Genomic DNA, 26,652 nt, shown 5'->3' on the forward strand with positions numbered 1-26,652 from the left:
GGCGAACGTCTCCGGAGTGACTCCCGGCTACGTGTCGAACACAGCGGCCACAGCGTGCGAGGGGAGATGTGGCAGTCTGACGCGCCCCTCGTCGCGCTCGACGACCACCGTCTCCGTGCCGAACAGTCGGTCGGTCAGCGTCCGCGCGCGCTCGACGTCCGCGAACTCCTCTCCGGGGAGCCGCCACTGCGGACCGAACAGCCGGTCGTAGCCGACGACGTCGTCGTCGACGCGGTACTCCATGCAGAGATACCGTACCAGCCGGTCGACGGTTCCGAACGCCGCGAACGTCCCGAACAGCACCGCGGCCGCGACGCCGACGGTGGCGATGGACGCCCCGCCGTCGGTCGCGAGCGTGAGGAGACCGAATAGCGTGAGCGGTGTCGCAAGCAGCAACGCGGCTGGCGAGCGCGCGCCGCGGACGATGCCGTCGACGAGGACGGCCAGCCGGTTCGGCCGGACGGTCTCGGCTTCCCCGTCGAACGTGGTGTCGACCGGCTCCCACTCCAACGGCTCGTAAGCGAGACCGAGGTCGGGCGAGGTCCGTTCGTCGTACGCTTCCAGTCGGTCACGGTAGACGTCGACGACGTCCGCGAGCAGTTTCACACAGAAGACGGCGACCAGCACGAACGGACCGGGCGCGCCCGAAGCGACGAACAGACCGCCGACGAACAGTGCCGAGCCGATTCCGGCCACGGACAGCAACGCATCCCGGAGCGGCTCCTGTGCCGACACCGACTCGTACTCCCGGTCGAGGAAGTAGCCGCCCGCCTCGACGGCACGGCCGAGCGTCACGGCGAGGATGCCGAACCCGGCCGTGGTCGTCGCGGTGTCACCCATCGGCGCGTCCGTGGCGGCATCGACCCCGCCGACGCCGATGCCCCCGAACAGGAGCCACGCGAGCCCGCCGATGACGAGCGTCACTGCGACCGTCGGGAGGTTCGCGAGTTGGACCGACAGCGGGAGCACGGGCAGGGAGACGCCGCCGCGTTTCTCCGAGAAGGCACCGACCACCAGCCACGAGAAGCCCGCGGCGTCGTAGTCGGGTTTTCGCTCCGCGAACAAGCCTTCGAGCGCGGCGAACGCCAGCCGGACCCCGAGTTCGACCCAGTATATCAGCAAGAGTGCGACCAGCGACCAGCCGAAGCCGACGACGCCGACCAACGGAACGGCGTTGAGCGCGACCAGCGCGAGCAGCTTCGCCCGTCGTTTCTCACCGTCTGTCACCTGCATGGCGGACGGTGCCGCCTTCCGCCCCGCCGCTGTTAAACCGTCTGATACGTTCCCCTCTCGGGATGCCGTCGCGACTGCCGTCCCGGCTGTCGCCCGGCGGGTGACCCACGGCGCACCCGGTCACCGACGGCCCGACCGCCTTCACACGACTTTTCCCCCGGCACGCAGTGGTCGGGATATGGAAACAGTCTCGGAGGGCGAACCCAGCGAGGAGTTCGACAGCCGTCGATGGTGGACGCTGGCGGTCTTCGCCTTCGTCGCGCTCGAAGGGGCCACCCTCCAGATGCACGGTGCTATCATCCCAGTTCTCCGAGACAGCTTCGGGACGCCACAGTGGCAGTTGGGGCTGGTCGCGCCCGCCGGGACGCTCGGCTTTCTGTTCTTCGTCGCTGCCGCCGGTGCGGTCGCCGGACGGTTCGACACCCGAAAACTGCTCCTCGTCGGCATCTTCGGGACCGGCATCGGCGTCGCCCTCTTGGGGTCGGTTCCGAGTTTCGGCGTGTTCCTCGCCGCCCTGGTCTTCCGCGGGGCGTTCGCCGGCATCGCCCGCGGCAACGACAGGCCGCTGTTGAGCCATCTCTATCCGAGCCGTCGCGGCCGGCTGTTCGGCTACTACGACATGATGTGGGCCGTCGGCGCGACGCTCGGCCCGCTCGTCGTCACCGCCGCGCTCTGGCTGGACGAGTGGCGGCTCGCGTACTACGCGCTCGCCGTCTCGTTCATCCCCGTCGTCGCCCTGATCTGGTATCTGCCGGCCCCGGACGTCGACGGCGGCGACGACCCGCTGACGCTCGACGGCGTGCGACGCATCGTCCGCAGCCCCGCCGTACTGGTGATGGCCACCGGTATCTTCTGTGCAACTGCCGTCGAGGGCGGGCTGTTCACGTGGCTGACGACCTTCGCCGAAGGCCGACTGCCGGAGTCTTTCGTCACGGTCTCGTTGAGCGTGCTGCTCGTCGCGTACATCCCCGGCCGGTTCGCCGCGGGGTCGCTCTCCGAACGCCTCGGCTACGTCCGACTCGCGTTCGCGCTCGGCCTGCTCTGTACGCTGTCGGCCGTCTACACCTTCGTCCTGGCGTCGGGACTCTCCATCCTCGTGGGCGTCTTCGGCATCGGTCTCGGTCTCTCCGGACTCTACCCGACGTTGCTCGCCTACGCGACCGAGAGCACCCCGGAGCACAGCGCGCCGGTGAACGCGCTCGCGCTCGTCGTCTCCTCCTGCGGAATCGCGGGCGCGCCAGCCGTGATGGGCTTCGTCATCGACGGCGTCGGCGTCCTCGCGGCGATGCGACTGCTGTTCGCCCCGCTCGTCGGTCTCCTGGTCGTCGTTGCCGTCGCCTGGCTCCGTATCGGGACGGCCGCTCGCCCCGGCAGCTGAGGGCACGCCTCCTGTGACCGCGTCGCACACCGCGGATGGCTATTTGTCATCCCCAGTCCACGTTGGCCCATGCAACTCCGCGAAGCGACCGAGGACGACCTCGACGTCCTCACTGAGTTCTGGTACGCGCTCGCGACGGAGATGGAACCGTATTCGGACCTCAACGAGGTGGTCTACGACGGTCCCGACGAGGTCCCTACCGACGGCTTTCGGCGACAGCTATACAGCGACGACGTGACGAACTATCTCGTCGTCGACGACGAACCGGTCGGCTTCGTCACGCTCCGCGACGGCGAGCATCCGTCGCGGCAGTGGTCGAGATACGTCGACGTCGTCGACCTGTTCGTGACTCCCGAGCACCGAAACCGTGGCTTCGGCGGCGAGGTCCTCAACCGAGTCCAAGAGATGGCCCGCGAGCGCGGCTGTGACCATCTCAAAGTCTCCTGCGAGTGGGACAACGAGGACGCGAGACGCTTCTACACGGACCACGGGTTCGAGGAGAAACAGGTTCAATTCGTTCAGCGACTCGCGGAGTGAGGCCCGTCCCGACCCTGCCGGCCGCGCTCGTCTGTCCACGGTCGCGGCTGTCCGTCGCACGTGTCGTCCTCTACCCGGGCGGCGGCCACGAGTTCCCGACGAGTGTTGACGTTCGTTGTCGAACGGCCGAGTGGACAGCCGTCCGGCGCGTCCGACGCCGATACCGCCTCGGTCGTACAGCCGTCGACGACCGCTCGCAGCCGGTGGTCGTCGGGCGTCCGCTCACAGTAGCCCTCTAACGCTGCCGTTCGGTAGACGGCGTGGAGCAGCTGCGGCTCGCCATCGGCGTCGACGGGAACCGTCGCGTCGGCCGCCGTCGCGGCGTGGCGTTCGGCGAGCCACGAGACCACCCGTGGCGAGACGAGTGGCACGTCGCAGCCACAGACGAACACGGCCGACGTGGAGACCTGGGCCAGTGCCCCACAGATGCCAGCGAGTGGGCCGCCACACCAGTCTGCGTCCTCGGCGTACCGAACCCGGTGTGGCAGCGCGCCGTCGACGACAGCACGCTTCTCCGAGGACCCCGCGGCGACGACGGGCGGCCGACCGGTGGCGGTACGGACGCGGTCGACCACCCGCTCGACCAGCGGTCGGCCGCCGAGTCGCGCCGTCGCCTTCGGCTCGTCGCCGAAGCGGCTGCTCTCACCGCCGGCGAGGACGACGGCAGTCACGTCGTCGGGAGTCATCCGTACGTCGAGTCGTCGAGCGACAGCGTCTCCAACTCCGTCGGGTCGTCCTGTGGTGCCACCGTCAGCGGTTCGAGTCCGACGACGCCTTTGACCGCCCGTTCGCCGTCGACGTATGGCCCGACGAACCGGGTCGGGTAGGTCTCGGTGGCCGCCAGCGGTTCACCGTCGCGGGCGACGGCGACCACTGCGTCGAGTGTGGCCGTCACCCCGAGACAGGCACGGTAGCCGTCGTCGCTCGTCACCCGCAGATGGGTCGTCGTCTCCGGGACCCCGGCGTCCGAGAGTAGCTCGGCCACCGGAACGCCGGTCCACGTCGCGGTCGTCCGCTCGCCCGAAGCACAGCTGATGGTACACTCGCGGTCGACGGTGGCGCGCGCTCGCAGGTCGTCGAGCGAGAGCGACAGTGGGCTGTCTCCGCCGACCTCGACGCCAGCGTCGGCTCCGCCGAACTCGTCCGTCCCGTCCGCTTCCGTCTGCGTCGAACGTGGCTGTTCGGAGCTCATCGTTCTCGGGTCAGGGGCGGGTTGCCGTGAGCACCCAGTCGTCCGGCGTCCGTCGTTCGACCGCGAAGCCCTCGATGTCGCTCGGCGAACGGTCCGTGAGACCGCCGAGGAACTCCCTGACGGGCGTGGGGTCTCGGTCGCTGACGAGCGTGAAGGTCGCCCCGCTGTCCAGTGACGTGAACCCCTCGGCGACGCGCTGACGGCGGTGCTCCGGCGGTTCGCCCCGGATGTCGACCGCGTCCGTGGGGAGGTCAAGGTCCCACGCCGTCGCCGCCGCCTCGGAGACCGCCTCGGCCAGCCGTGCGAACGCAGGCGTCGTCTCGCCGGGTGCGGGCGTCTCCTGGAACTCCGTCGAGAACGGCAGTTCGGCGAGGACGGCTGCGTCGAGGGTCTCCTCGACCGAGCTTCCCGGAAACAGGTCGTGACTGTCGCCACAGGACGGACAGGTGAACTCGCCCATATTGACGACCGCACCGAGCACCGGAACGTCGTTGTCGCGGAACAGTTCGATGCTCCGGGCGGTGTCCTCCAGACTCGACTCGAAGGGCGTCGTCACGACGACGACCCCGTCGACCGGGACCTCCTGGAGCGTCGTCAGGACGACGTCGCCGGTCCCCGGCGGGAGGTCGACGACGAGCGTGTCGTCGGCCCGCCAGGCGGTGTTCGTGAACAGTTCCGTCAAGGCGTCGTGGGCCATCGCCCCGCGCCACGCGAGCGGCGCGCCCGACTCCATCAGGCCGACGCTCATCACGTCCAGTTCGGCGTCGCTCCCGGACGCACGGATGGGAAGGGGGCTCCCCTCGTCGTCGGAGTGGACCGGTCCCGAGACGTCGAGCAGGGAGGGGACGTTTGGGCCGTGGATGTCAGCGTCAAACAGTCCCGTCGCCCGCTCACCCGCCAGCGCGCAGGCGAGGTTCGTCGAGACGGTCGACTTGCCGACGCCGCCCTTCGCGCTGGCGACGGCGATGACGGTGCCGAAGTCGGCGACGCCCCCCTCTCCTTCCGTCGACGGGGCGACCGGTTCGACGTGCGCGCTCTCGACGGCCGGGACGTCGCGCACCGCCTGTAGCATCGCCTGCATGATTCCCCCGGCGTTTTCGTCGCCGAACTCCGCGACGGCCGCCTCGACGGTCACGTCGCCGCCGTCGACGGCGATGGATTCGACCAGTCCCGCCTCGAAGACGTTGACGTCGGCGTCGGGATCTCGTACCGACCGAAGCGCGCTCTCGATGCGGTCTTTCAGTCCGGTTGTCCCGTCCCGTTCAGCCCGTTCGCCGGCAGCAGCGGTCGCATCCTGCGTGTTGCCGGTCGCATCTCGCCTGTCGGCAGTCGCATCTCGCGTGTCGGTTACCGCCCTGTTCCCGTCTCTCGGTGGTGGTGTGTCGTCGGTCATATCAGAGGTTCGGCGTACGGTTGAGGTCGTCTTCGCCCGGCAGCGTCCGGTCGCGCTCGTCGAGCGCGCCGCTGAACTGTCGGCGGAAGCTTCCCGCGTCGACCTCACGGGCGCGGGCGGCGGTTTTGCGGACGATGTCGCTCTCGTCGTCGTCGGCAGCGAGCCGGGTCAGCGTCTCCGTGGCGCGCTCGTCGTCGACGCCGCCGAGCAGATGGGCGGCCCACTCCCGGACCCGCTCGCTCGGGTCCGCGGCCGCCTCGATTAGTTCGTCGAGTGCGTCCTCGCCGCGTCGTTTGAACAGCGAGATGAGGGCGTTCCGCCGGGCGGCGTGGTGTTCGTCGTCGAGCGCGGCCACGATTGTCTCCTCGTGTGCGACTCGGTCGAGACGGTCCAGGGCGACGACTGCCTCCGCACGGACCCACGGGTCGTCGTCGTCAGTGCAGTGGACGGCCGTCTTCGCCGCGACCGCCCCGCCGAGTTTCGCCACCGCCTCGACGGCGAACTGCCGGACTTCGTCGTCGTCGTCGGTCGTCGCGGCACTGCTCAACGCCCGGACGACCCGCTCACTCTCGTCTCCGTCGTACTCCCGTTCGGCGAGCGCGAGTGCTGCACGGCGGCGTTCGACGGCGTCGTCGCCAGCGAGTGTCGTCAGCAGGTCGGCGACGCCCTCGTCTTCGACCGGTTCGGTGTCGCTGGCAGCGAGATCTTCGAGCGACGCCTCGCCGATAGTGACGTCGCGGTCGACCTCGATGTCGTCCAGCCCGACCGGCTCCTCGCCGAATCCGGGGCTCCGTTCGGGATGGAGCTGTGGGTCCGGCGGGCCGTCCGTGGCTTCCTCTTCGTCTCTCATCGCCGTTCACCTCCCGTCGTCTCGACGTCGCTACCGACGAGCAGTGCGACGGCGACGACGACGCCCAATGCCCGCAGCAGCGTTCCAGGGACGCCCGTGGCGAGGAGTGTCCCGACGGCGAGCACAGCGTCGGTGTCTCGCGTCCGGAACGCCCGTGTGAGTCCGGCGACGCCCCCACCGGCAGCGAGGACGACGAGTCCGATGGGCGCGCCGACGACGCCGCCACCGATCAGCAGAACGGCCCCTGCGACGTAGGGGACGCTCGTCGCCACCGCGAACGTCAGGACTGCTGCCAGTGCTCCGACGATGAGACTCGGTCGGTCGGAGCCAACGAACAGCGGCGTCGCTCCGACGCCGACGAGTGCCAGGACGGTCCCGAGCGGCCGGAACGTCCCGGCGGCGATACCGCCGGTCGCGGCCAGCGAGACGACGACCGAGCCGGCGAGGACGGCCACGACGCCCGTACGACGGATCTCGGTACGGCTGGCACTGCGACCGAGTTCACGGACCTCGGACCAGGCGACGAGGGTGACACCACCAACCATCCCGACTGCGGCCGGGAGCCACGCCGCTGGCGACGCGAGGGCGACCAGCCCGAAGCTTCCCGCGAAGGCGAGACCGACCCGCTCGACCGGCCGGTCGGCGGCCGTCGCGAGCAGCAGTGCCCCGAACGCGGGACCGACGACGGCCACCGGAAGCCCCACCGCGGCGAGGTCGGTGACGCCGCCGGGGAGCGTCCCCGGTGCGTTGTGGACGACGCGGTACAGCGTCGTCGCCGCGACCGACAGCAGCGCGAGCAGCCCCGCAGCCGTCCGAGCCGAGACCGGTGATTCCGCGGCGACCCGGTCGACGCCCGCCAGTAGCCGACCGTTCGCAATCTCGTCGAACTGGCGGCCGCTCACGGCTCTTCACCTCCCTCGAACCGCTCGCCGAGGTCGATCTGGTCGGCGGCGGCGAACCGGTCGACGAACGCGGCGAGTTCACCGTAGAGACCGGTCCCGGCCTCCTCGGCCATCCGACCGGCGAGCCCGCCGGTGAGTACGTGCAGATGGCGGTCGTGGAAGTCGAGCCGTGCCCGTGCCGCGTCGCTCGCTCCTTGGGCCTCGCGGCGTGCGAGGTAGCCGGCGAACTCCAGTTGGTACGGCAGGTAGTCGTGGTTGTCGCGGGCCGACTGGTCGACTTCGAGCCCGAAGTAGTCGTACGCCCGCGCGAGGTCGAGGTTGACGTCGTTCCACGAGGCCTCGGGCCGGTAGGCCGTCTCGTACAGCGACACCGGTGGCCCCTCGCTGTCGAGCGTGCCGTCGGTGCGGTCCTGATACTCCGAGTAGCCGACCGTGAACAGGTCGTTGAACCGCGCACAGAGCGTCTCGTGGTCGTCCTCAACAGTCAGGTCCGGCGGCTCGACCGAAAGGCCGCTCGCGTCGAGCAGTTCGCGGCAGGCCTCGTCGACCTCGCCGGCGACGAGCCGCTCGTGGAGCGACTCGCTCGGTTCGTCGAACAGCGTCGCCAGGAGGCTGTAGATGCCGCTGCGGGCGGCCGCCTCGCGGCCGACCTGTTCTGCGTCGAGGCGTTCGCTGGACGCCGTACCTGCGGTGTCGGCTGCGGTGTCGCCGGACACTGCGTCGACTGCGGTGTCGCCTGATGCCGTGTCGGCTGTGTCCTCGTCGGTTCCCGTCGTCCCGTCGTGTGTTGTGGGTGTCTCCATCTCGTCTCTCCTCAGTTCTTCCGCACCGCCTGGGCGGTCACCAGCGTCACGCCGACGATTGCGAGACCGGCGACGGCCCACAGGATGGACTCGTACGGCGGTCCCTGCGGTCCCGGTCCGAGCGGGAAGTGGTACCATTCGCTGACCGACTTCCGCCCCGACCGCTCCATGTGCGAGCCGTTCCACACCGCGAAGGCCACGTCGACGTCGTTGTCGACGGCGAACGTCGTCCGGTTCTCCGCGTTGGCCGCGATGTCCCGCGACATCACGACCGTCCACCGACCGTCGTCGTAGTGCGTCGACGTGTCCACCGCCGACCCCTCGAACGACGTCGTCGTCCCGGGCCCGCCGGCGAGCAGTTCTTCGGTCTCGCCGCCGGCCTGCCAGTACCAGACGTTCACGAGGTTCCGCGTGCTCCCCATCGAGATGGGCGGGCGGGCACTGGTGTTGACAGGCACCTGCACCGCGGCCGCATCGGCGAACTCTCTCGGCGCGCTGGCGTTGCGGTCGGCGGTGCCGTCGGCCCACGACAGCCGGAGATACAGCCGCTCGTCGGTCCGTGCGGACTGGACGCGCAACGTTTCGACGGACGTGTCGCTGGCGTTCGGCAGGCCGCTCGGGGCGCTCGCCATCGGGACGCCGACGGCAGGCACCGTGTCCCACGCCTCACCGGTCGGCTGCTGTGGCTGGTCACCGGCCGAGACCGACTCGACCGGAATCTGGTTCGCCGGCCGCGCCGACACCATCGCAGGGGCCACCACGGTCGTCAACACGACCAGACAGGCGACGACGGCGGCGACGACGCCCGTTCGCCTCGTCGACTCGCTCCGGTTACCCATCGTCGAACACCTCCATCCGGTACTTCCGGGCGGGGTTGGTGTCGGTCAGCATATCGAGCAGTTCGCTCTCGCCGCCGCGGTCGACCTTCTCGCGCTCGCGTTCGATGGTGTCCAGCGCGTCGTGGACACGCTCGCCGAACAGCTCTTCGAGATACTGCCGGGGGATGCGGTCGATGCCGGTCGTCTCGCCGTCCTCGGAGTGTTGCGGCGGTGCGAACGGCGGGATGTAGTAGACGTTCGGCTGCGTCTGGTACTCCGGATGCAGCGGCAGGGCCACCTCGTACTCTTCGACGAGTTTGTGGATGGGTCCCTGTTCGTCGTCGAGGAACCCGACGAGTCGCAGCTGCGGCGGACACTCCTCCGCACAGGCGGGGGCGAACGTCTCGCCCTCCGGTCCTTCACCCTCCAGCCGGGGATAACAGAAGATGCACTTCTCGGAGGTCTTCTGGGTGGCGTTGTAGTAGACCTTCTTGTACGGACACCCCTCGACGCAGTAGCGGTAGCCACGACACCGCTCCTGGTCGATGAGGACGATGCCGTCCTCTTCGCGCTTGTAGATGGCCTTCCGCGGGCAGGCCTCGACACACGAGGGGTGCGTACAGTGGTTGCAGATGCGCGGGAGATAGAAGTAATAGGAGTTGGGATACTCGCCAGCACCCTGGTCCTCGTCCCAGTTCGGTCCCCACTCGGGGTCGCTGTTGGGACGCAGCGGCTGGTCGCTCCCGTCGTACATGATCTCCTTGTGGTTGAACTCCCAGGCCTCCCCGTAGTCCTCCTGGTCGGGAATCTCGCCGGGTTGACGCTCGCTGTGGTCGGCGGACTTCCAGCCGCCGCCGGAGTTCTCCCAGTCGCGAGGATAGCCCTCGCCGGGCTTGGTCTCGACGTTGTTCCAGTACATATAGTCGCGGCCGCCGCCCTCGGTCCACAGCGACTTACACGCGACCGTACACGTCTGGCAGCCGATACATTTGTTCAGGTCCATCACCATCGCGACCTGATGGTCGACTCCCTCCGCGAGGTCGACCGACTCTCCGTTGCCGTCGCTCTCTGTGCTCATTCGTTGGTCCCTCCCTGCTTCCGCACGTCGACACGGACGTCGCTGTTGACGCCCGTCGGTCCCCAGTAGTTGGGGAAGAAGTACAGATGTTCACCCGTGTCTTCGGGGTACTGTACCAGCTGCGTCGGCTTCATGTACATCGGCACGAGCGAGTTGAAGTCGGTGTCGCCGGGGAACTGGAAGCGTTCCCACGCGAAGTACATCCGCGCGGTGCCGCGCTGGCTGCTCGGATAGAGCTTCGCCTGCAGTTCGACCTCGGCGAGGTCGTTGAACACCTCGACCGTATCGCCGTCCTCGATGCCGCGCTCGGCGGCGTCCTCGGGGTGGAGATAGACGACTGGCTCACCCCGCTGGAGCCGCAGGAGCTTCTCGCTGTCCCGCCACGTCGAGTGGATGGACCACCGGCCGTGGGGGGTGTTGTACTCCATCGGGTAGTCGCCACCCGTGTTCGTCGGCCCCTCCTTGTGAGTCGGCAGCTGTTCGCCGAGTTCGAGGAACCAGTCGTGGTCGATGTAGTACTGCTGTCGGCCCGTCGCCGTCGGCCACGGGTTCTTGTCCTGGACGAAGTCTTTCCACGGCGTGTAGGCCTCACCCTCCTCGATGTCCGAGGTCCAGTGGTCGCCCGATTCGAGCAGCCGCTTCGGCTCCTCGACGGTGTCGGCGAAGGTGATCTGCTCGTCGCTGTCGGCGGGGTTCGACTCCTCGGAGTGCTCGAGGATGTACTCACAGGCTGCGCGGTCCTCCGCGAGCGCGTCCTCCTCGCCCGAGGCCCAGTCGCGGACGTAGTCGTCGTAGATCGTCGTGAGGTCGATCTCACGGTCGAACTTCCGGTCGTCGATGGGCTCGACACCGCGCTCCGTTGCGACCTCCTGAATCTTCGCGGCGAGTTCGCGGAAGATCTGCCAGTCGGTCTTCGACTCGCCCAGTGGCTCGACCGCGGGCGTGAACGGATGCACGTAGGTGTGCATATCCGTCATCGACAGGTCGTGTTTCTCGTAGTGGCTCGCCGTCGGCAACACGATGTCCGAGTACATCGCCGTCGAGTCCATCCGGAAGTTGATGTCGACGACGAGGTCGAGTTTCGGCCACAGTTCGTCCTCGACGGCGACGTTCCCCTTCGCCTGGTTGAAGTAGTTACCCCGCCAGACGAACATCGTCGAGGGGTCGGGCCGCGAGCCATCCGAGCGCTCCTCGGGGTAGACCGGCATCCAGTCCTTGTCGATGGACTCGCGGATCTTCTCGGCGGTGTCCTCGTCGGTGTTGTCGAGGATACCCGCGTGGTAGTACGTCCACAGCGTCGTCGGGACGCCACGGACTTTCCCGGTCGGGAACGAGAGCGTCTTCCAGCCGTGGAACGTCCAGATCTTCTCCTGGCCGACGTAGTGGTCGAGGCCCGTTCCCTGCCTGCCGAGGTTCCCGGTCAGCGTGACGAGCAGTTGGATGGCACGGTTCCCGAGGTCGTTGTGATACCAGTCGTTGACGCCCTTCCCCTGGATGATCTTCGCCTTGTCGACCTCGGCGAACTCGCGGGCGACCCGCTGGTAGGTCTCCGTGCCGACGCCCGTCTCCTCGTGGACCGTCTCCGGGTCGTACTGTGCGAGTTCGTCGCGAAGTTCGTTCCACACGGTCCGGACTCGGACACTCCCGTCCGTCGTATGGACCGTCTGTTCGGCGTCCAGCTGCGGGTCGAAGTCGAGTTCGATGCTCTTCGAGTAGTCCTTCTGCCCGTCGCGCTCGCCGAGCGAGCCGGGTGCCTCTCGCAGCTGTCCGTCCGAGTCGGCCATGAGCAACATCCACTCCGGCCGGTCGGCATCGGTGTTCACCGCGGGCACCTCGCTCGCCCGAAGGAACTTGCCGGTGTCCTGCCGGACGAGCAGCGGCATATCCGTCTGCTCTTTGAGATGTGCCTCGTCGTGGAGTCCCTCGTCGACGATGGTCTGGGCCATGCCGAGCGCGAGTGCCGTGTCGGTGCCGGGTTCGGGGCTGACCCACTCGTCGGTGTGGATGGCCGTCTGCGAATAGTCGGTGAAGACGCCGACGCGCTTCGTCCCGTTGTAGCCCGCATCGAGGAAGTACTTCGCGTCGGGGATGCGTGTGACGTTGATGTTCGAGCCCCACGCGATGATGTAGTCGGCGTTGTACCAGTCGGCACTCTCGGCGTTGTCAGTCTGGGTCCCCCACGTGATGGGCTGGCCTGGCGGCAAGTCCGAGTACCAGTCGTAAAAGGAGTGGCTGACCCCGCCGAGCAGATTGATGAGCCGCGAGCCGCTGGCGAAGCTGACGGGTGACATCGCCGGGATGGGCGTGAAGCCGCTGATGGCATCGTAGCGGCCGTCTTGAACCTCGTCGACGACGTGCTCGGCGATCTCGGTCAACGCCTCGTCCCACGAGATGCGTTTCCACTTGCCCTCGCCGCGCTCGCCGACGCGCTTGAGCGGATGTTTGATACGCTGGTCGGCGTTGACGTAGTCGGTGTAACACGCACCCTTCTGACAGCCGCGCGGGTTCGGATCCGGGAGGCTCTCGTCGAACCGTGGATAGTCGCCGGCCTGTTCCTCGCGCCAGACCTGGCCGTTCTTGACGTAGACGTTCCACGAGCAGCTGCCGGTGCAGTTGACGCTGTGGGTCGACCGGGACACCGAGTCCCAGTCCCACTCCTCGCGGTAGAGGTCCTCCCAGTCGCGGTAGGGGTAGTCCCCGATGGGGTCGCCGACGGTCTGGAGTCCGTCCATCTCGAACAGACTGTCGTCCGTCGCCGACGCGCCACCGATGCCGAGGACCGACGCGACGCCGAGGCCTTCGAGGAAGCTCCGCCGGGAGACGGAGCCGCTACTCACCGACCCGTCGTCGTCGACCGGTTGGGCCGGTTCGCCTGCCGGGTCGCCGACCTCGGGATTTCGGTGGTCGTCGCGGTCCGATGCGTCCGATTCCTCCGCCGTCTCGTCGTGTGCTGTGTCGTTTCGACTCATTCCTGCCTCCGAACGAAGACCGTCGTCAGTGCTACTGCCGCGCCGACCACGCCGAGCGTCACTCCCGCGAGCGTGTCGCCGCCCGCGTCGAGGCCGAGGGCGACCAGCCCGAGACCGAGGAGCTTGCTGGCGCGGTCGAGGTGTCGGTACGTCCGTGCGGACAGTTCGATTCCGCGGGTCGAGTGGTCGGTACCGGCGTCAGTCATCGCCGGCCACCTCCGGGCCGCTGTTCGCCTGCTGTCGCTCGCTGTCGTCACGCAGCATCCGGTAGGTCAGATAGCCCGAACCTGCCGGAACGGCGACGAGCGCGACGGTCAGAATCGGGTTGATGACGCCCGTCCCGACGCCGACCGCCCGTCCCAGCAGGTTGTTCATGCCTGCGATAGAGGCGATCATGATGAACTGAACCGCCGCGACTCCGACGGCCGTCTGCCACGGCCGGGCCAACGGGTTCGCTGTGAAGTGGACCGGCTTCTCGTCGTAGTCGACGAACGGCCAGACGGCGACGAGACCGAAGACCAGCGTCGGCATCAACACGCCGCCGACGAACTCCGCCGACACGTGGATGCCGAGCACAGGGACGGTGAACGACAGCCACGAGGGCAGGAGCTTCAGGAAGCCGTAGACCCACATCAGGAACCAGTCGGGCATGATCAGCTCCGGTGTTCCCGCGGGGTTGTTCGGGCCGTACTCCGCGATGTTGTGGACCGGCAGGAAGCCCGCCAGCGTCGACAGCGTCGCCACCGTCAGGAAGAAGACGACCGCGCTCACGGCCGCTTGGTTCGGGAACGCCGGGAGCCCGACGACGACGCTGTCGTCGTCCTTTGACACCGTCGCCCCGCTCCCACCGTCGCTCGCCACGGCGTCGTCGGAGCGTTCCGCCCGCGTCGACGGCGCGGGCCCCTGGACGTCACTGTCACGAGGAGCTTCGGTGTGCTTCTGCCGGAGCAGGATGGCCATGTGGACCGCCAACAGCCCGCCGATGGCGATGGGGATGACGAGTACGTGGAGGAAGTACAGCCGCGGGATGGTCGCGCTCGACGGGAACTCCCCGCCGAAGAACGCCTTCCCCAGGACGTCGCCGACGAGCGGCACCGAGATGGCGAGGTTGTAGCCGATGCCCGTCGCCGTCGCGGCGAACTCGTCGAAGGGGAGCGCGTAGCCCGTGTACGCCGCCCCCATCGCCAGCCCCGCGAGACCGGTGCCGACGAGCCAGTTCGGCTCTCGCGGGTTTCTGTACGCCCCGGTGAAGAACACCCTGAGCATATGCAACCCGATGGAGGCGACGAACAGATGGGCCGCCCAGTGGTGCATCCGCCGGATGAACATCCCGAACGGGATGTCGTAGGTGATGTGCAGGACGCTCGCGAACGCCTCCGGCACCTCTTCACCTTGGAACTTCTCGACGCTCCCCTCGTACTCCACGTCGCTCGTGGAGGGTTCGAAGAACATCCCGAGGAACAGTCCCGTCAGGATGAGCATCAGGAAGCAGAACAGTGCCACCTCCCCGAGCAGGAACGAGTCCTCGGCGGGGAACGCCTTGCCGAGGAACTCCCGGCCGCTGTCGACGTCGAACCGGGTGTCCAGCCATTCGTAGGCGCGGCTCCCCGCGCCGTCGGCTCGGTCGCCGAGACGGTCGAGTCGCGACATCAGTCACCCCCCGGGCCGACCGTGCCGTTGAAGTCGCCCGTTGCGATGAGATAGCCGTCACTGGAGAGCGTGATGGGGAGCTGTGGCAGTGCCCGCGGCGGCGGTCCGCCGACGACCTTCGCGCCCGCGGTCGGGTCGAACTTCCCGAAGTGACACGGGCAGACGAGCGTCTCGCCCTCCTCGTTCGAGACCATACAGCCCGCGTGCGTACAGACCTTCGAGTAAGCGGCGTAGCCGCCGACGGTGTACTCGGTCTTCGTCTCGCCGCCGTACGCGTCCTCGGCGTGACGGACGAGCAGCGTCGGTGCCTTCTCGATACCCGGCCGCGGCTCGGGGAAGACGGTCAGCTTCTCACCCTCCGACAGTGCCGACTCCGTGATGCGGTTGCCCTCGCCGTCGACGAGGTAGATGCCGTCGGAGTAGACCGGGCCGGTGTAGGACCGCTCGAAGACGCGGGTCAGACCGGCGAGCGGCGCGGCGAGGCTGCCGACGGCGGTCATTCCCCCGACGGTTGCGAGCAGCTTCGCGTAGTCACGCCGTTGCAGCGCGGCCCGCGTGTCGCTGAAGATGCTCGGTCGGTACCCCTCGCCGTCGTCCGGACAGTCCGAACAACAGCCGTCACAGTCGTCGTCCGTGTTCGGTGTCTCCTGGTGCATCAGTGTCCCCTCCGTTCTGCGACCTCGACGTGTGGGAGGAACCACGCGTAGTACGCGACCGTCAGCAGTGCCAGCGAGACGAACATCCCCGTCGCGTAGACGCCGAAGTACTGCGTCCGCGCGAGCGTGAGATATTCGCCGGTGAACAGTGCCGCGAAGACGATGGCGAGGACGGTCAGCCCACCCATCGCCAGAATCCCTTCCATCGCGTCGCTTGCGTCGTGGTACTCGACGACCCAGCGGTCGTCGGTCCGGAACCACGGCAGTCCGACCCGTCCGCCGTCGGCGACTGCCGTCTCTCGCGCCTCGCTGGGGTCGTCCGGCCGCACCGCCGAGTCCATGAACCGGTGGACTGCGGTGAGCACGGCGACGAGACCGAACAGGGCGACCCAGACGATGACGCCGACCTGACTCGGTGCGAGCTTCTCGGGCGTGTCGACGATCTCTTGGAGCGGCCGCATCTCCGTGACGCTCTGGTCTATCTCGATCTCCTCGCTCGGCGGTTCACCGTGGAGTGCCACGAACCACATCGGCAGGAGCACGGCGACGAGCAGCAGCAGGATGACGGCCGTCTCGCGTTTCACGACCGTTCACCCCCTGCGACTCGTCGCCGACCGACTCCTTCGAGGGCAGCCGAGGGGATGCTCCACTCGTCGGTCGACGGACTGGTGGTGGACATACGTTTCTCGGTCTCATCTAACGCCGCGACCCCGGTAACGGACGGACCACAGCATAGTGGGTGTTTAAACGCCCCCACCACGCGGACCACGAAATCCCTACCACGCGAACTACAATACCCCACCACGCTGCCGGTGTCGCTCCGACGCCAGTGTCGCGACGGCTAGTCACGGGATGCCCACCGTCTTTCCCAGTTGTTGGGAACGCTCACCCGGTTTTTTCGGCAGTATCGACGACTTCTAGATAGAATGGATCGCGGCGTCTATGCGGAACTGGAAGTGACCGGCGACTCGATCTGCCACGTTGCAGATGCGTCGAGGCTGACGACGGTTCGAAGCGTCTCCCGGTCGGCAGCCTCGGGCGAGGACGTTGCCACCGTCGACTTCACGGCCGATACGGCCGCCGACCTCGGCGAGGTTCGGGAGGTGTTCGAGTACGACGACAAGACGGTCTACCGCGTCGCCCGTGGGGAGGGGGAGCCTCCACAGTGTGCATGTGAGGTCGTCGAGTGTCACGGCTGTCCGGTTCGTCACCTCCAGGCGGACGACGGCGGTATCACGTTCACGTTCGTCGCCAGCGACCTGGCGTCGCTCCGTGAGATCGTCGTCGACCTCCGCGAGCACTACGCTGGCGTCTCGCTGCGCCGACTCACACGGTCGGAACAGCCCGACGGCACCGGCGACCTCGTCTTCGTCGACCGGACGGTACTCACCGACCGGCAGTGTGAGGTCTTGGAGACGGCCCACGAGATGGGCTACTTCGACCATCCGAAGCGGGCGAACGCGACGGAGGTGGCCGAGCGACTCGACATCAACCGCTCGACGTTCGCCGAACATCTCTCGGCGGCGCAGTCGAAACTGCTCGACGTGATCCTCGACGAGTGAGTCGGGCTCGTCGTCGCCCGTGCATCACCGGACTACGGACCCCCTCGGCTTTTCAACCCCCACACGATGCGGGGCCAACACCCATCTGATAATTTAACGTCATTTTTTGTGACGGAGGCCAGCGTGTCACGTCAGTTCGTATTCACCTGCCCGGAGTGTGCACTCGAGACGGACGTCGACGGCGACATCCGCGCCGAACTCCTCGAAGACGGCTGTCTGCTGTGTGATGCGTCGGTGACCACCGACGCCTTCTCCCCACTGACCGGAACCAGCACGCGGTGAGGACAGGTTCCTGACGCAGTCACCGTCGAATCCGGACGAGGGGTGTCGCCCGCCGATCGATGTCGGTCGGAGAGCTACTGCTGGGCCACCGGCAGCCGCCCCCGGAGCCGAACACGTTCGGAACCAAGCCGACGGGGATTCGTCCCGTAGAAACCACTATGAGCTTCGCACCGACCGGTGTCGAGACCGACTACCAGCCACCGATGGCGCTGCCGCTTCGTCACTTCGTCGTGGGCCTCGTGTCACTCGTCGTGGCGGGGGTCGTCGGTGTCGCCGTGGCACTGGGTGTCGACAGCGCGCTGCTCCCACTCGCCGGCCTCCACCTCCTGCTCGTCGGCTGGGTTGGCGTCACCATCATGGGGGCGATGACGCAGTTCGTCCCGGTCTGGTCGGGGACGCAACTGCACTCCCGGCGACTCGCCGCACTCCAACTGTGGCTCGTCGCCGGCGGGCTCGCTGGATTCGTCATCTCGCTGACGACCGGGACGTTCGCAGCACTCTCGGTCTTCGGGGGACTCATGCTCGCTGGACTGTGGCTGTTCGCCTACAACCTCGTGCGGACGCTCCCACCTCTCTCCGAGTGTGACATCACCGAGCTACACTTCGCGGTCGCCGTCGGCTTCGTCGCCCTGCTCTCGACGCTCGGCTACGCACTCGCCGTGGACCTCACGACGCCGTTCCTCGCGGCGGTCGGGCTACAGCGGACACACGTCGTGCAGGCGCACGCGACGGTGGCCATCTTCGGGGCCGTCCTGACGACGGTCGTCGGGGCACTCTACCAGCTCGGGCCGATGTTCACCCAGACCGAACCGGACGGCGTCGACCACCGGCTCCGACAGTTCGAAGCGTGGGGCTACCCCGCCGGTGTCCTCTGTCTCGCCGGTGGACGACTGCTCGCGGTCCGGCCACTCGCCCGTCTCGGTGCGGCGCTGGTTCTCGTCTCTCTTTTGCTCGTCGCCGTCCTCCTCGCACGCCGACTGGTCGAGACCAGCGTCGACCCGTCGCCGATGCTCCGCCGCTACGGCGTCGTGAGCGTCACCCTGGCGGGCTGGGCAGTCCTCACGGCCCCGTCGTGGCTGCGGGACCCGCTCGACCCGGGCGCGACGCTCGGGGGGGCCGCGGCGACGTCGTTGCTCGTGGTCGGCGTCGTCGGCTTCGTCGTCCTCGGCACCCTGTACCACGTCGTCCCCTTCATCGTCTGGGAGGACGCGTACAGCGACCGCCTCGGCTTCGAGGAGGTTCCGATGATCGACGACCTCTACGACCACCGTCGCGCGTCGCTCGACTTCCTCGCGTTGACGACGGGGCTGGGCTGTCTCGTCGGCACACAGCTCGGACTGCTGCCGCCGGTCGCCCGCCGTGTCGGTGCCGTCCTCGCGCTCGGCGGCGTCTCGCTGTTCGCGACGAACCTCCTCACCGTCGTCCGACAGCACGGCGACACCACCGTCCCTGGGCTCCTCACCGGCCGTGGTGCCGACGACGAGCGGACGACGTCCGGCGGGTAGGCCGAACAGGTTCGGCACAACAGGGAGGGAATACGGCGACGAACCTCCGCCCGCACCATGGCAGAACTCGTTGCACTCGACGACCTCACCGAGACGCCGCACGCGGAGGTGTTCGACGGGGATCCGCGAACCGTCCGACTGAAACTCGCCGCTGGCGAAGGGGTTGCAACCCACCGCCATCCGGGGACGACGGTCCTCTTCCACGTGGTCTCCGGGGCGCTCACGCTCACCCTCGACGACGAGACCTACGACCTCGACGCGGGCGACATCGTCCGGTTCGACGGCGAGCGCGAAGTCTCTCCGGAGGCTGTCGACGACAGCGTCGCCGTCGTCGTGTTCGTCCCAAACTCGGACGACGACTGACCCGGACAGTTGACGAAACGCCGAGTGTCGCTTTTTCCACCACCGCAGAAGCGTTCGAGGTGGGCAGACTTCGACACCCTCACCGGTGGGTCTCCGTGGTCGCTACAGCGGTCCGTCGCGTCCGCCGTCGCGTTCGGTACCGCTCTCGTCGTCGACTCCGCGCTCGTCCTCGTCCGGGAGTTCGCCCGTCCGCCGATACTCGCTCTCGAGTGCGTCCAACTCCTCGTTTATGGCCGCACTGTGCTGGTGCATCGAGTCGACACGCACTCGGACGAAGTCGTACTCGTGCCGGTCGCTCAGTCCGTTCCAGGCACGGAACGACGCCTTCGCCAGGGCTAGACTCTGGGGGCAGAACTCCGTCGTCGGCGTGAACTCGGCGCGGAGCACGGCCGGGTCCTCGGCGTCGACGGCGTACCGGTAGCCGGCGTCGGGATGCCGCCGGTCGAGGTTCAGCCGGGCGAGGTTGTAGCCGAAGGTCACGTCGTAGACGCCGCGCTCCTCGAACAGAGCTTCGGTGCCTTCGTGGAACGCGACGTGGTCCTCTCCCCAAAGGACGCCGTGTCCTTCGAGGAACCCGCCGGGTTCGGGGAGGTTGTCGGGGACGAACTCGTCGATGTCGTCGAACTCGGCACTCGAACCGTCTGCGTCCGATGAACGGAGGCCGAACATCACACTCGCATGTAGACGCTCAGGCGTGCTACCTTTCCTCCCGAACATGTTCAACCCCTTCCCAGCGACTCGGAATCGGTGTCCCGGTTGAAGGGAGTCCCTCGCCAACACCGAAACGAGGTCAACGAACGATGACCGACACGCAGACCAGACGGGACGTGCTGCGAGGACTCGCAGTCGGCGGCGTCGGGATCGCGCTCGCCGGCTGTGCAGGAAGCTCCGGCTCCGGTTCCGGCGGTGGGACCACCGACGCCGGTGGCGACGACGGAACGACCGCGGGCGGGTCCGACTCCGGGTCGGACGCCGGCGGGTCGAGTGGCTCCGGCGGCGACGCCGACCTGACCATCGAAGTCGGTCCGGGCGGCGAGTTCAAGTACACCCCGGAGAGCCCGACGGTCTCGAAAGGTGCCACGGTCAAGTGGGTCTGGAAGTCCGACATGCACAACATCGTCATCGAGAAGAAACCGAGCGGCTCCGACTGGAGCGGCACGAAGGGTGGCTCCTCGGAGACGTTCGACGAGGGCTACACGTACACCCACACGTTCGAGACGACGGGCACGTACGAGTACTACTGCTCGCCCCACGAGAGCGTCGGGATGGCCGCCTCGATCACCGTCGAGTAGGCGGCGCTGATGCACCGCTTTCGAACCAGCTGTCGATTCGACCCAACCAATGTCAGACTCTACGTCGAGTGCCGACAGTACCGACCCGGAACGAGTCGTCGAAGAGTACGAGAACCAACTGGAGGACGTCCTCGCGGACGTCGAGGAGACGACGCCGCGGACGGACGACGACCTGTCGCTCGAACTCGCCGGCCTCCAACTCGACCGTCGGGACTTCCTCAAGGCCGGTGCGGTCGCCGGTGCGATGACGGGGCTGGCCGGCTGTGCGGGCAGCCTGCCGACGGGCGGTGACGGGAGCAACGCAGCCAACACGGGCAGCGACGACGTGCCCGAACACCGTGTTCCGCCCGGCGAGCACGACGAGTACTACGGCTTCTGGTCCGGTGGCCACTCCGGAGAGATTCGCGTCCTCGGCATCCCCTCGATGCGGGAGCTGACGCGCATCCCCGTGTTCAACACCGAAGGCGCACGCGGGTACGGCTACGACGACCAGACCGACGAGATGCTGGAAGAGGCGGGCGACTACACGTGGGGTGACAACCACCACCCGAACCTCTCGGAGACGGACGGCAAGTACGACGGCGAGTATCTCTACGTCAACGACAAGGCGAACGGCCGCATCGCCCGAGTGAACCTCAAGTACTTCGAGACTGACGCCATCACGGACGTGCCGAACGTGCAGGCGGTCCACGGTACCTGTGTCCTGAGTCCCGACACGAAGTACATCCTCGGAAACGGCGAGTTCCGGACGCCGCTACCGAACGACGGCCGCGACCTCGACAACCCGGAGAACTACACCTCGCTGCTCAGCGCCGTCGACCCCGAGTCGATGGAGACGAAGTGGCAGGTGAAAGTCGACGGCAACCTCGACATCATCGACTCCGGCAAGGAGGGACGGTGGGCCATCTCCTCGGCGTACAACTCCGAGGAGGCGGTCGAAATCGAGGGGATGAGCCACGACGACCGCGACTACGTGAAGGCGTTCGACATCCCGGCCATCGAGCAGGCGGTCGAACGCGGCAAGTACGAGGAGGTCAACGGCGTCCCCATCGTCGACGGGACGCAGTCGAGCACGCTCAACAAGGGCGACCGGCCGATTGTACGGTACGTCCCGACGCCGAAGAGCCCCCACTGTGTCGAGGTCGAACCGAACGGCGACTACGCGATGATCGCGGGCAAGCTCTCGCCGACCGTGACCATCCTCGACATCGACAAGCTCGGCGAGGTGTCGGACCCGGCGGACGCCGTCGTCGGCCGGCCGAAGGTTGGCCTCGGCCCGCTCCACACCACGTTCGACGGCAACGGCCACGCCTACACCAGTCTGTTCATCGACTCGCAGGCGGTCAAGTGGGACATCGAGAAGGCCGTCGAGGCCGAGGAGGGGTCGACCGACCCCGTCATCGAGAAGATCGACGTCCACTACAACCCCGGCCACATCCAGGCCGTGAAGGCGATGACGACCGACCCGGATGGCGAGTGGCTCATCAGTCTGAACAAGCTCTCGAAGGACCGCTTCCTCCCCGTCGGCCCCATCCACCCGGACAACGACCAGCTCATCCACATCGGCCAGGGCGAGAAGGAGATGGAACTCGTCGCCGACCATCCGGCGTATCCCGAACCCCACGACTGTGTGTTCGCGGACGCCGAGACCATCTCCCCCGCGACGACGTGGGACAAAGAGGACTACGCGGGCGAGAAGCCGTTCGTCACCGAGAAAGACTCCGGTGTCGAGCGGACCGGCGAGCAGAGCGTCCACGTCAAGTCCTCGGTCAAACGCTCGGAGTACGGCATGTCCGAGTTCACCGTCAAGGAGGGCGACGAGGTGACGCTCACCGTCACCAACATCGAGGACGTCCGCGACGTGATTCACGGCGTCGCCATCCCCGAACACGACGTCAACCTCGCCATCGCCCCGCAGGACACCCGTGAGGTGACGTTCACGGCCGACGAGCCCGGCGTGTACTGGATCTACTGCACGTACTTCTGCAGCGCGCTCCACCTGGAGATGCGTTCGCGGATGCTCGTCGAACCGCGCGAGTAGCCCGCCAACCAGCCGGCTGAACCCTATCGGTTCCGAGACCAGACCGAGACCATGACCCTACCATCCCGTGACGACTTCCGCGACCCACGGCGGACGCTCCCAGTACTCGCGGCGCTGTGTCTACTCGTCGCACTCGCGTTTCCGATGTGGACCATCAGCGTCCACGCCGTCCAGTATCCCGACACAGTGTTGCGACTCCAGCTCTACGCGTATCCACACATCGGGGGCGACTACGCCGAGATGGCACGGCTCAACAAGTACATCGGGTTCTACTACCCGGACCCGGTGCTCTGGGGGCCGAACTACACCCCCGAGCCGACGGCGGTCGACGTCCCCGAGTGGTCGCTCGGCCCGGTGGCCTTCCTCGGGGTCGCGCTGTCGAGTCTCGTCGTCGCGTTCGCCCCGGACGAGACGCGGCTCCGTCGGGGACTCCGCTGGCAGTTCGCCGGCACCGTCGTCGTCTTCGGCGTGCTGCTCGCGGACATCCAGTACCGGCTCTACCAGGCCGGCCACTCGCTCGACCCGGAGGCGCCCGTGATGGGTGTCTCGGGGTTCACCCCGCCGCTGTGGGGGAAGTACGAAGTCGCGAACATCACGAGCTACTCGCGGTTCGGGCTCGGGGCGTATCTGGCGATGGTCTCGGTCGGCCTGCTCGTCGTGGCGTTCTACTACCGCCACGAGTCGCTTCGGTTCACCGACCTCGCCGCCCGACTTCGACGGGCTCCCGGAGCGCTCCGCCAGCGACTCGGAAGTGCTCGCGGCCACCGACGGGACGCCGACTCCGCCCACTCGGGGGGTGAGTGACCGTGCGCGGCCTCGGTGTGGTCCGCCAGTATCGGGAGTACGCCGTCGTCGCGCTCGCGTGCCTCGTCGTCCTCGCCAGTGCGGGCGTGGCACTGGGAGCGACGGGCAGGGACGCGAACGGTGTCACACGTGTCGCAACAGCCGGCGATGCGGACGCCGGTGGAGACGGCCGCCGGCTGGTCGCCCCCGGCGTCGAGACGGGCATCGACACCGACCTCGAGGCGCCCACCGACGACGGCGTCGCGCGGGTCGGGGGTGACCGCTTCGAGACCCTCAGGGCCGCGCTTGACGCGGCCGACCCTGGTGACACCGTCCGGCTTCACGGGCGGTTCGACGGCCCGGTGACCGTCGAGACGCCCAACGTCACCCTCACGAGTGCGTCGCCGACGCGGGCCGCAGTCGTCGGCGACGGTGAGGGGACCGTCCTCACGTTGGCGGCGGCCGACGTCACCGTCCACGGGGTGTGGGTCCGGAACGCGGGCTGGGAGGCAAGCGAGAACGACGCCGCCGTCTGGATCACGGGTCACGGGAGCAGTGTCGAAGACAGCCGGGTGTCGAACACGACGTTCGGCATCTGGGTCGACGGTGCGACGGACGTCCGGCTGGTGAACAACACCGTCGTCGGCCGCGAGTCGGTCACGCCGCTCACGAAGCGCGGCAACGGCATCCAGCTGTGGCGGGCCACGGACGCCTACGTCGCTGGCAACCGCATCACCGACGTGCGCGACGGGGTCTACTACTCCTGGGCTTCGGGCGTCGTCGCCGAGGACAACGAGATGTGGGACATCCGGTACGGCGTCCACTACATGTACTCCGACGACTGCGTGTTACGGAACAACACGGCCGTCGACAACGACGTCGGCTACGCGTTGATGCTCTCCGAACGGCTCGCGATTCTGAACAACACGGCCGTCGACAACGACGGCGAGAGCGGCCACGGGGTCATGGTCAAGAGCATCGACCACAGCGTGATTCGGGGCAACGACCTGGTGGGCAACGAGAAGGGACTGTTCGTGTACAACTCGCTGAACAATACTCTGAGCGACAACCTCGTCTTGGAGAACACGGTCGGGGTCCACCTCTCGGCAGGGAGCGTCCGCGAGCGCGTGTCGGAGAACAGTTTCATCCACAACGACGAGCCAGTCGTCGCGGACATCAGCCAACAGGTCGCGTGGAACGGGACGGCGCGAGGCAACTACTGGTCGGGGGCGACGGTCGCCGATACCGACGACGACGGCGTCAGCGAGACGCGGTACCAGCCGACGGGGCTCGTCGAACAGCTCGTCTCGACGACTCCAAGTGCGCGACTCTTCGTCGACTCGCCCGCGTTCGCGCTCGTCCGACGGGCCGAGCGTACCGTCCCGATCGTCGAGGGGCCAGGCGTGGTCGACCAACACCCGCTGGCTCGCCCGCCGCACGACGAGTGGAGGCGATACTATGCACACGATTGAGGTCGAACACGTTCACAAGTCGTATGGTCCAGTGACCGCCCTCGACGGGGTCTCGCTGTCGGTCGAGCGCGGCGAGACGTTCGGGCTCGTCGGCACCAACGGGGCCGGCAAGACGACGCTCTTCCGACTGCTCGTCGGCCACGAGACGCCCGACGAGGGCGCCATCGAAGTGGCGGGCCACGCGCCGAGCGACGGTGTGGCAGTCCGAGAACACGTGGGCTTCGTCCCGGAGGACGCCGGTTTCGAACCGGCGTTGACCGGCCGGGAAGTGCTGGGCTACTACGCCCGCCTCCGCGACGTCCCGGCCGACGACCGCGAGCACCGCATCCGGCGCGTCCTCTCGACGGTCGGACTGGCCGACGCCGCAGACCGGACGGTCGACGGCTACTCAAACGGGATGAGCCGCCGGCTCGCGCTGGCGACGACGCTCCTGACGCAGCCGGACGTCCTCCTCCTCGACGAACCGACCGCCGGACTCGACCCGGAGGGCGTCGCGGACTTTCACGACCTCGTCCGGCGGGTCGGCGAGGCCGACGTCACGGTCGTCCTGACGAGCCACGACCTCCGAGAGGTCGAGACGCTCTGTGACCGAGTGGCGGTCCTCGACGGCGGTCGGGCCGTCGCCGAAGGGCCGGTCTCGGAGCTCCGAGCACGCGTCGGCGACCGTGTGACTCTCACGGCACGGGTGGCTGACAGCGACCACGCACGGGCTGCACTCGCCGACCACGCGGAGGTGAGCGTCGAGCGCGCCGGTGACCCGCTGGTCGTCGACTGCCCACAAGGAGAGGCGGGCGACGTGCTCGACGCGGTCCGTGCGGCGACGGCCGTCGACCGGTTCGAGGTCCGACAGCCCGGACTGACGGCGGCGTTCCGCGAGAGCGTCGACGACGGTCGTCGCGCCGCCGCCGGGGGTGAGACTCCATGACCGACGAGACCGACGCCGACGGACCGTACCACCCGCCGGCTGTCGGACAGGGAACCGACGACGACGGCGTGCTCCGCACCCTTCGTGACCTTCCGGGCGCACTGCTCGCGGCGCTGCCCGTCGGCTCGGGCAGCCTCGGGTCGACGCTGACCCTGGCACACCGCGAGTACCGCCTCGCCGCGCGGTCGCGGTGGACGCTGGGGCTGACGCTGCTCTTCGCGGTGGTCTCGGCAGTCGTGGCCGTGGCAGCGGGGACGGGGACCGCCGCCGAGCGAGTGGGTGCGGCTGTCGTCTCGCTGGGCGAGCTCTCGGTGTATCTCGTCCCGCTGGCCGCGCTGACGTTCGGCTACGCGTCGGTCGTCGGCCCGGCCGAGCGCGGGACGCTCGACATGCTGTTTGCGCTCCCGGTCACCCGGTCGCGGGTCGTCTTGGGCGTCTTCCTCGGGCGGGCGGTCGCGCTCGGCGCGGCCATCGCGGTCGGCTTCGGCGTCGGCGGCGCGCTGCTCGTCCGGTTCGCCAGCGGGGCCGCACTCGTCCCCTACGCGACGTTGCTGTTCGCCGCGCTCGGAGTCGGTCTCGCGGCGCTCGCGGTGAGCGTCCTCGTGTCGACGCTCGCCAGCGAGAAGACTCACGCGCTCGGGGGCGTCCTCCTCCTGTGGGTCTGGGCGGTCTTCGCCCACGACCTGCTGGCGCTGGTGCTCGTCGCGGTCCTCGACGTCCCGGACGCGGTGCTGACGGCGCTCGTCCTCGCGAACCCGGTCGACCTCTTCCGTGTCGTCGTCCTCGCGAGCGTCGGGACCACCGGTGGCGGGGTGAGCGCGGCACTGGCCACCTCGTCGCTCTCGCCGGTGCTCGCGGCGACGGCGCTCCTCGCGTGGGTCCTTCTTCCGCTGACGGCGGCGATGCGACTCGCCGGTCGGGCCGGCGCGCGGTGACTGACGAACGTCTTCGGGCCGTTTTCACTCGCT

At 68.1% G+C, this 26,652-nt stretch carries 27 protein-coding genes; 12 read left to right on the forward strand and 15 right to left on the reverse strand.

Going from position 1 to position 26,652, the window contains the following annotated elements; all coding sequences use genetic code 11:
* Positions 1 to 27: 27 nt before the first annotated feature.
* Positions 28 to 1,233 (reverse strand): DUF6498-containing protein, encoded by a 1,206-nt coding sequence (locus BLR57_RS16285; protein WP_089699323.1) that lies wholly within the window; start codon positions 1,231 to 1,233, stop codon positions 28 to 30.
* Positions 1,234 to 1,411: 178 nt separating this feature from the next.
* On the opposite strand from BLR57_RS16285, the gene BLR57_RS16290 reads away from it, so the two are divergent.
* Complete coding sequence (locus BLR57_RS16290) at positions 1,412 to 2,611, forward strand: MFS transporter (RefSeq protein ID WP_170830674.1); 1,200 nt, start codon at positions 1,412 to 1,414, stop codon at positions 2,609 to 2,611.
* 69 nt (positions 2,612 to 2,680) lie between these two features.
* On the forward strand, positions 2,681 to 3,148 hold the full coding sequence (locus BLR57_RS16295; RefSeq protein WP_089699327.1) for a GNAT family N-acetyltransferase: 468 nt from the start codon (positions 2,681 to 2,683) through the stop codon (positions 3,146 to 3,148).
* Here BLR57_RS16295 and mobA read toward each other — a convergent pair.
* From mobA to BLR57_RS16360, 13 genes are read right to left on the reverse strand one after another with little or no spacing between them, the layout of a single operon-like run.
* Positions 3,130 to 3,834 (reverse strand): molybdenum cofactor guanylyltransferase, encoded by a 705-nt coding sequence (gene mobA, locus BLR57_RS16300; protein ID WP_089699329.1) that lies wholly within the window; start codon positions 3,832 to 3,834, stop codon positions 3,130 to 3,132. The two genes, BLR57_RS16295 and mobA, sit on opposite strands and share 19 nt — an antisense overlap.
* A complete protein-coding gene (locus BLR57_RS16305; protein ID WP_089699331.1) occupies positions 3,831 to 4,340 on the reverse strand; it encodes a molybdopterin-dependent oxidoreductase in 510 nt (169 codons plus the stop codon). The genes mobA and BLR57_RS16305 overlap by 4 nt, the downstream gene beginning before the upstream one ends.
* Positions 4,341 to 4,350: 10 nt before the next feature.
* Complete coding sequence (locus BLR57_RS16310) at positions 4,351 to 5,733, reverse strand: P-loop NTPase (RefSeq protein WP_089699333.1); 1,383 nt, start codon at positions 5,731 to 5,733, stop codon at positions 4,351 to 4,353.
* A 1-nt stretch (position 5,734) separates the two neighbouring features.
* Positions 5,735 to 6,583 (reverse strand): HEAT repeat domain-containing protein, encoded by an 849-nt coding sequence (locus BLR57_RS16315; protein ID WP_089699335.1) that lies wholly within the window; start codon positions 6,581 to 6,583, stop codon positions 5,735 to 5,737.
* Complete coding sequence (locus BLR57_RS16320) at positions 6,580 to 7,485, reverse strand: DUF8068 family protein (protein ID WP_089699337.1); 906 nt, start codon at positions 7,483 to 7,485, stop codon at positions 6,580 to 6,582. Before BLR57_RS16320 ends, BLR57_RS16315 begins: the two co-directional genes overlap by 4 nt.
* The gene (locus BLR57_RS16325; RefSeq protein ID WP_089699339.1) at positions 7,482 to 8,288 is read right to left on the reverse strand and encodes a molecular chaperone TorD family protein; all 807 of its coding nucleotides are present in this window, start codon (positions 8,286 to 8,288) and stop codon (positions 7,482 to 7,484) included. The genes BLR57_RS16320 and BLR57_RS16325 overlap by 4 nt, the downstream gene beginning before the upstream one ends.
* 11 nt (positions 8,289 to 8,299) lie before the next feature.
* Positions 8,300 to 9,127, reverse strand: coding sequence for an ethylbenzene dehydrogenase-related protein (locus BLR57_RS16330; RefSeq protein ID WP_089699341.1), 828 nt, complete (start codon positions 9,125 to 9,127; stop codon positions 8,300 to 8,302).
* Positions 9,120 to 10,184, reverse strand: a complete 1,065-nt coding sequence (gene narH, locus BLR57_RS16335) for a nitrate reductase subunit beta (protein ID WP_089699343.1) — start codon at positions 10,182 to 10,184, stop codon at positions 9,120 to 9,122. The genes BLR57_RS16330 and narH overlap by 8 nt, the downstream gene beginning before the upstream one ends.
* Entirely contained in the window at positions 10,181 to 13,153 is a 2,973-nt protein-coding gene (locus BLR57_RS16340) for a nitrate reductase subunit alpha (protein ID WP_089699345.1), read from the reverse strand. The genes narH and BLR57_RS16340 overlap by 4 nt, the downstream gene beginning before the upstream one ends.
* Positions 13,150 to 13,359 (reverse strand): DUF8120 family protein, encoded by a 210-nt coding sequence (locus tag BLR57_RS16345; RefSeq protein WP_089699347.1) that lies wholly within the window; start codon positions 13,357 to 13,359, stop codon positions 13,150 to 13,152. Before BLR57_RS16345 ends, BLR57_RS16340 begins: the two co-directional genes overlap by 4 nt.
* Positions 13,352 to 14,803, reverse strand: a complete 1,452-nt coding sequence (locus BLR57_RS16350) for a cytochrome b (RefSeq protein WP_089699348.1) — start codon at positions 14,801 to 14,803, stop codon at positions 13,352 to 13,354. Before BLR57_RS16350 ends, BLR57_RS16345 begins: the two co-directional genes overlap by 8 nt.
* Entirely contained in the window at positions 14,803 to 15,459 is a 657-nt protein-coding gene (locus BLR57_RS16355) for a QcrA and Rieske domain-containing protein (RefSeq protein WP_089699350.1), read from the reverse strand. Before BLR57_RS16355 ends, BLR57_RS16350 begins: the two co-directional genes overlap by 1 nt.
* The gene (locus BLR57_RS16360; RefSeq protein WP_089699352.1) at positions 15,459 to 16,043 is read right to left on the reverse strand and encodes a hypothetical protein; all 585 of its coding nucleotides are present in this window, start codon (positions 16,041 to 16,043) and stop codon (positions 15,459 to 15,461) included. The genes BLR57_RS16355 and BLR57_RS16360 overlap by 1 nt, the downstream gene beginning before the upstream one ends.
* A gap of 342 nt (positions 16,044 to 16,385) precedes the next feature.
* On the opposite strand from BLR57_RS16360, the gene BLR57_RS16365 reads away from it, so the two are divergent.
* The 4 genes from BLR57_RS16365 to BLR57_RS16380 all read left to right on the forward strand — a co-directional run bounded on the left by BLR57_RS16365 (position 16,386) and on the right by BLR57_RS16380 (position 19,171).
* Positions 16,386 to 17,021 (forward strand): helix-turn-helix domain-containing protein, encoded by a 636-nt coding sequence (locus tag BLR57_RS16365; RefSeq protein WP_089699354.1) that lies wholly within the window; start codon positions 16,386 to 16,388, stop codon positions 17,019 to 17,021.
* A gap of 123 nt (positions 17,022 to 17,144) precedes the next feature.
* Positions 17,145 to 17,303 (forward strand): DUF7560 family zinc ribbon protein, encoded by a 159-nt coding sequence (locus BLR57_RS16370; protein WP_170830675.1) that lies wholly within the window; start codon positions 17,145 to 17,147, stop codon positions 17,301 to 17,303.
* A gap of 158 nt (positions 17,304 to 17,461) precedes the next feature.
* Positions 17,462 to 18,808 carry a heme-copper oxidase family protein gene (locus BLR57_RS16375; protein ID WP_089699357.1) on the forward strand — a complete coding sequence of 449 codons (1,347 nt, stop codon included), beginning with the start codon at positions 17,462 to 17,464 and terminating at the stop codon, positions 18,806 to 18,808.
* A gap of 57 nt (positions 18,809 to 18,865) precedes the next feature.
* Positions 18,866 to 19,171, forward strand: a complete 306-nt coding sequence (locus BLR57_RS16380) for a cupin domain-containing protein (protein ID WP_089699360.1) — start codon at positions 18,866 to 18,868, stop codon at positions 19,169 to 19,171.
* A 102-nt stretch (positions 19,172 to 19,273) separates the two neighbouring features.
* Here the strand turns inward: BLR57_RS16380 and BLR57_RS16385 are convergent, their stop codons facing one another.
* Positions 19,274 to 19,840 (reverse strand): DUF7998 family protein, encoded by a 567-nt coding sequence (locus BLR57_RS16385; RefSeq protein WP_089699361.1) that lies wholly within the window; start codon positions 19,838 to 19,840, stop codon positions 19,274 to 19,276.
* A gap of 131 nt (positions 19,841 to 19,971) precedes the next feature.
* On the opposite strand from BLR57_RS16385, the gene BLR57_RS16390 reads away from it, so the two are divergent.
* From BLR57_RS16390 to BLR57_RS16415, 6 genes are read left to right on the forward strand one after another with little or no spacing between them, the layout of a single operon-like run.
* The gene (locus BLR57_RS16390; RefSeq protein ID WP_170830676.1) at positions 19,972 to 20,463 is read left to right on the forward strand and encodes a plastocyanin/azurin family copper-binding protein; all 492 of its coding nucleotides are present in this window, start codon (positions 19,972 to 19,974) and stop codon (positions 20,461 to 20,463) included.
* A gap of 49 nt (positions 20,464 to 20,512) precedes the next feature.
* Positions 20,513 to 22,504 (forward strand): TAT-dependent nitrous-oxide reductase, encoded by a 1,992-nt coding sequence (nosZ, locus tag BLR57_RS16395; protein ID WP_089699362.1) that lies wholly within the window; start codon positions 20,513 to 20,515, stop codon positions 22,502 to 22,504.
* 51 nt (positions 22,505 to 22,555) lie between these two features.
* Positions 22,556 to 23,308, forward strand: a complete 753-nt coding sequence (locus tag BLR57_RS16400) for a hypothetical protein (RefSeq protein ID WP_244510065.1) — start codon at positions 22,556 to 22,558, stop codon at positions 23,306 to 23,308.
* 2 nt (positions 23,309 to 23,310) lie between these two features.
* Positions 23,311 to 24,759, forward strand: a complete 1,449-nt coding sequence (gene nosD, locus BLR57_RS16405) for a nitrous oxide reductase family maturation protein NosD (protein ID WP_244510067.1) — start codon at positions 23,311 to 23,313, stop codon at positions 24,757 to 24,759.
* Complete coding sequence (locus BLR57_RS16410) at positions 24,746 to 25,684, forward strand: ABC transporter ATP-binding protein (RefSeq protein WP_089699365.1); 939 nt, start codon at positions 24,746 to 24,748, stop codon at positions 25,682 to 25,684. Before nosD ends, BLR57_RS16410 begins: the two co-directional genes overlap by 14 nt.
* A complete protein-coding gene (locus BLR57_RS16415; protein WP_089699367.1) occupies positions 25,681 to 26,619 on the forward strand; it encodes an ABC transporter permease in 939 nt (312 codons plus the stop codon). The genes BLR57_RS16410 and BLR57_RS16415 overlap by 4 nt, the downstream gene beginning before the upstream one ends.
* Positions 26,620 to 26,652 lie beyond the last annotated feature (33 nt).

The sequence above is a fragment of the Halogranum gelatinilyticum genome (assembly GCF_900103715.1).
In the GTDB taxonomy this organism is placed as follows: domain Archaea; phylum Halobacteriota; class Halobacteria; order Halobacteriales; family Haloferacaceae; genus Halogranum; species Halogranum gelatinilyticum.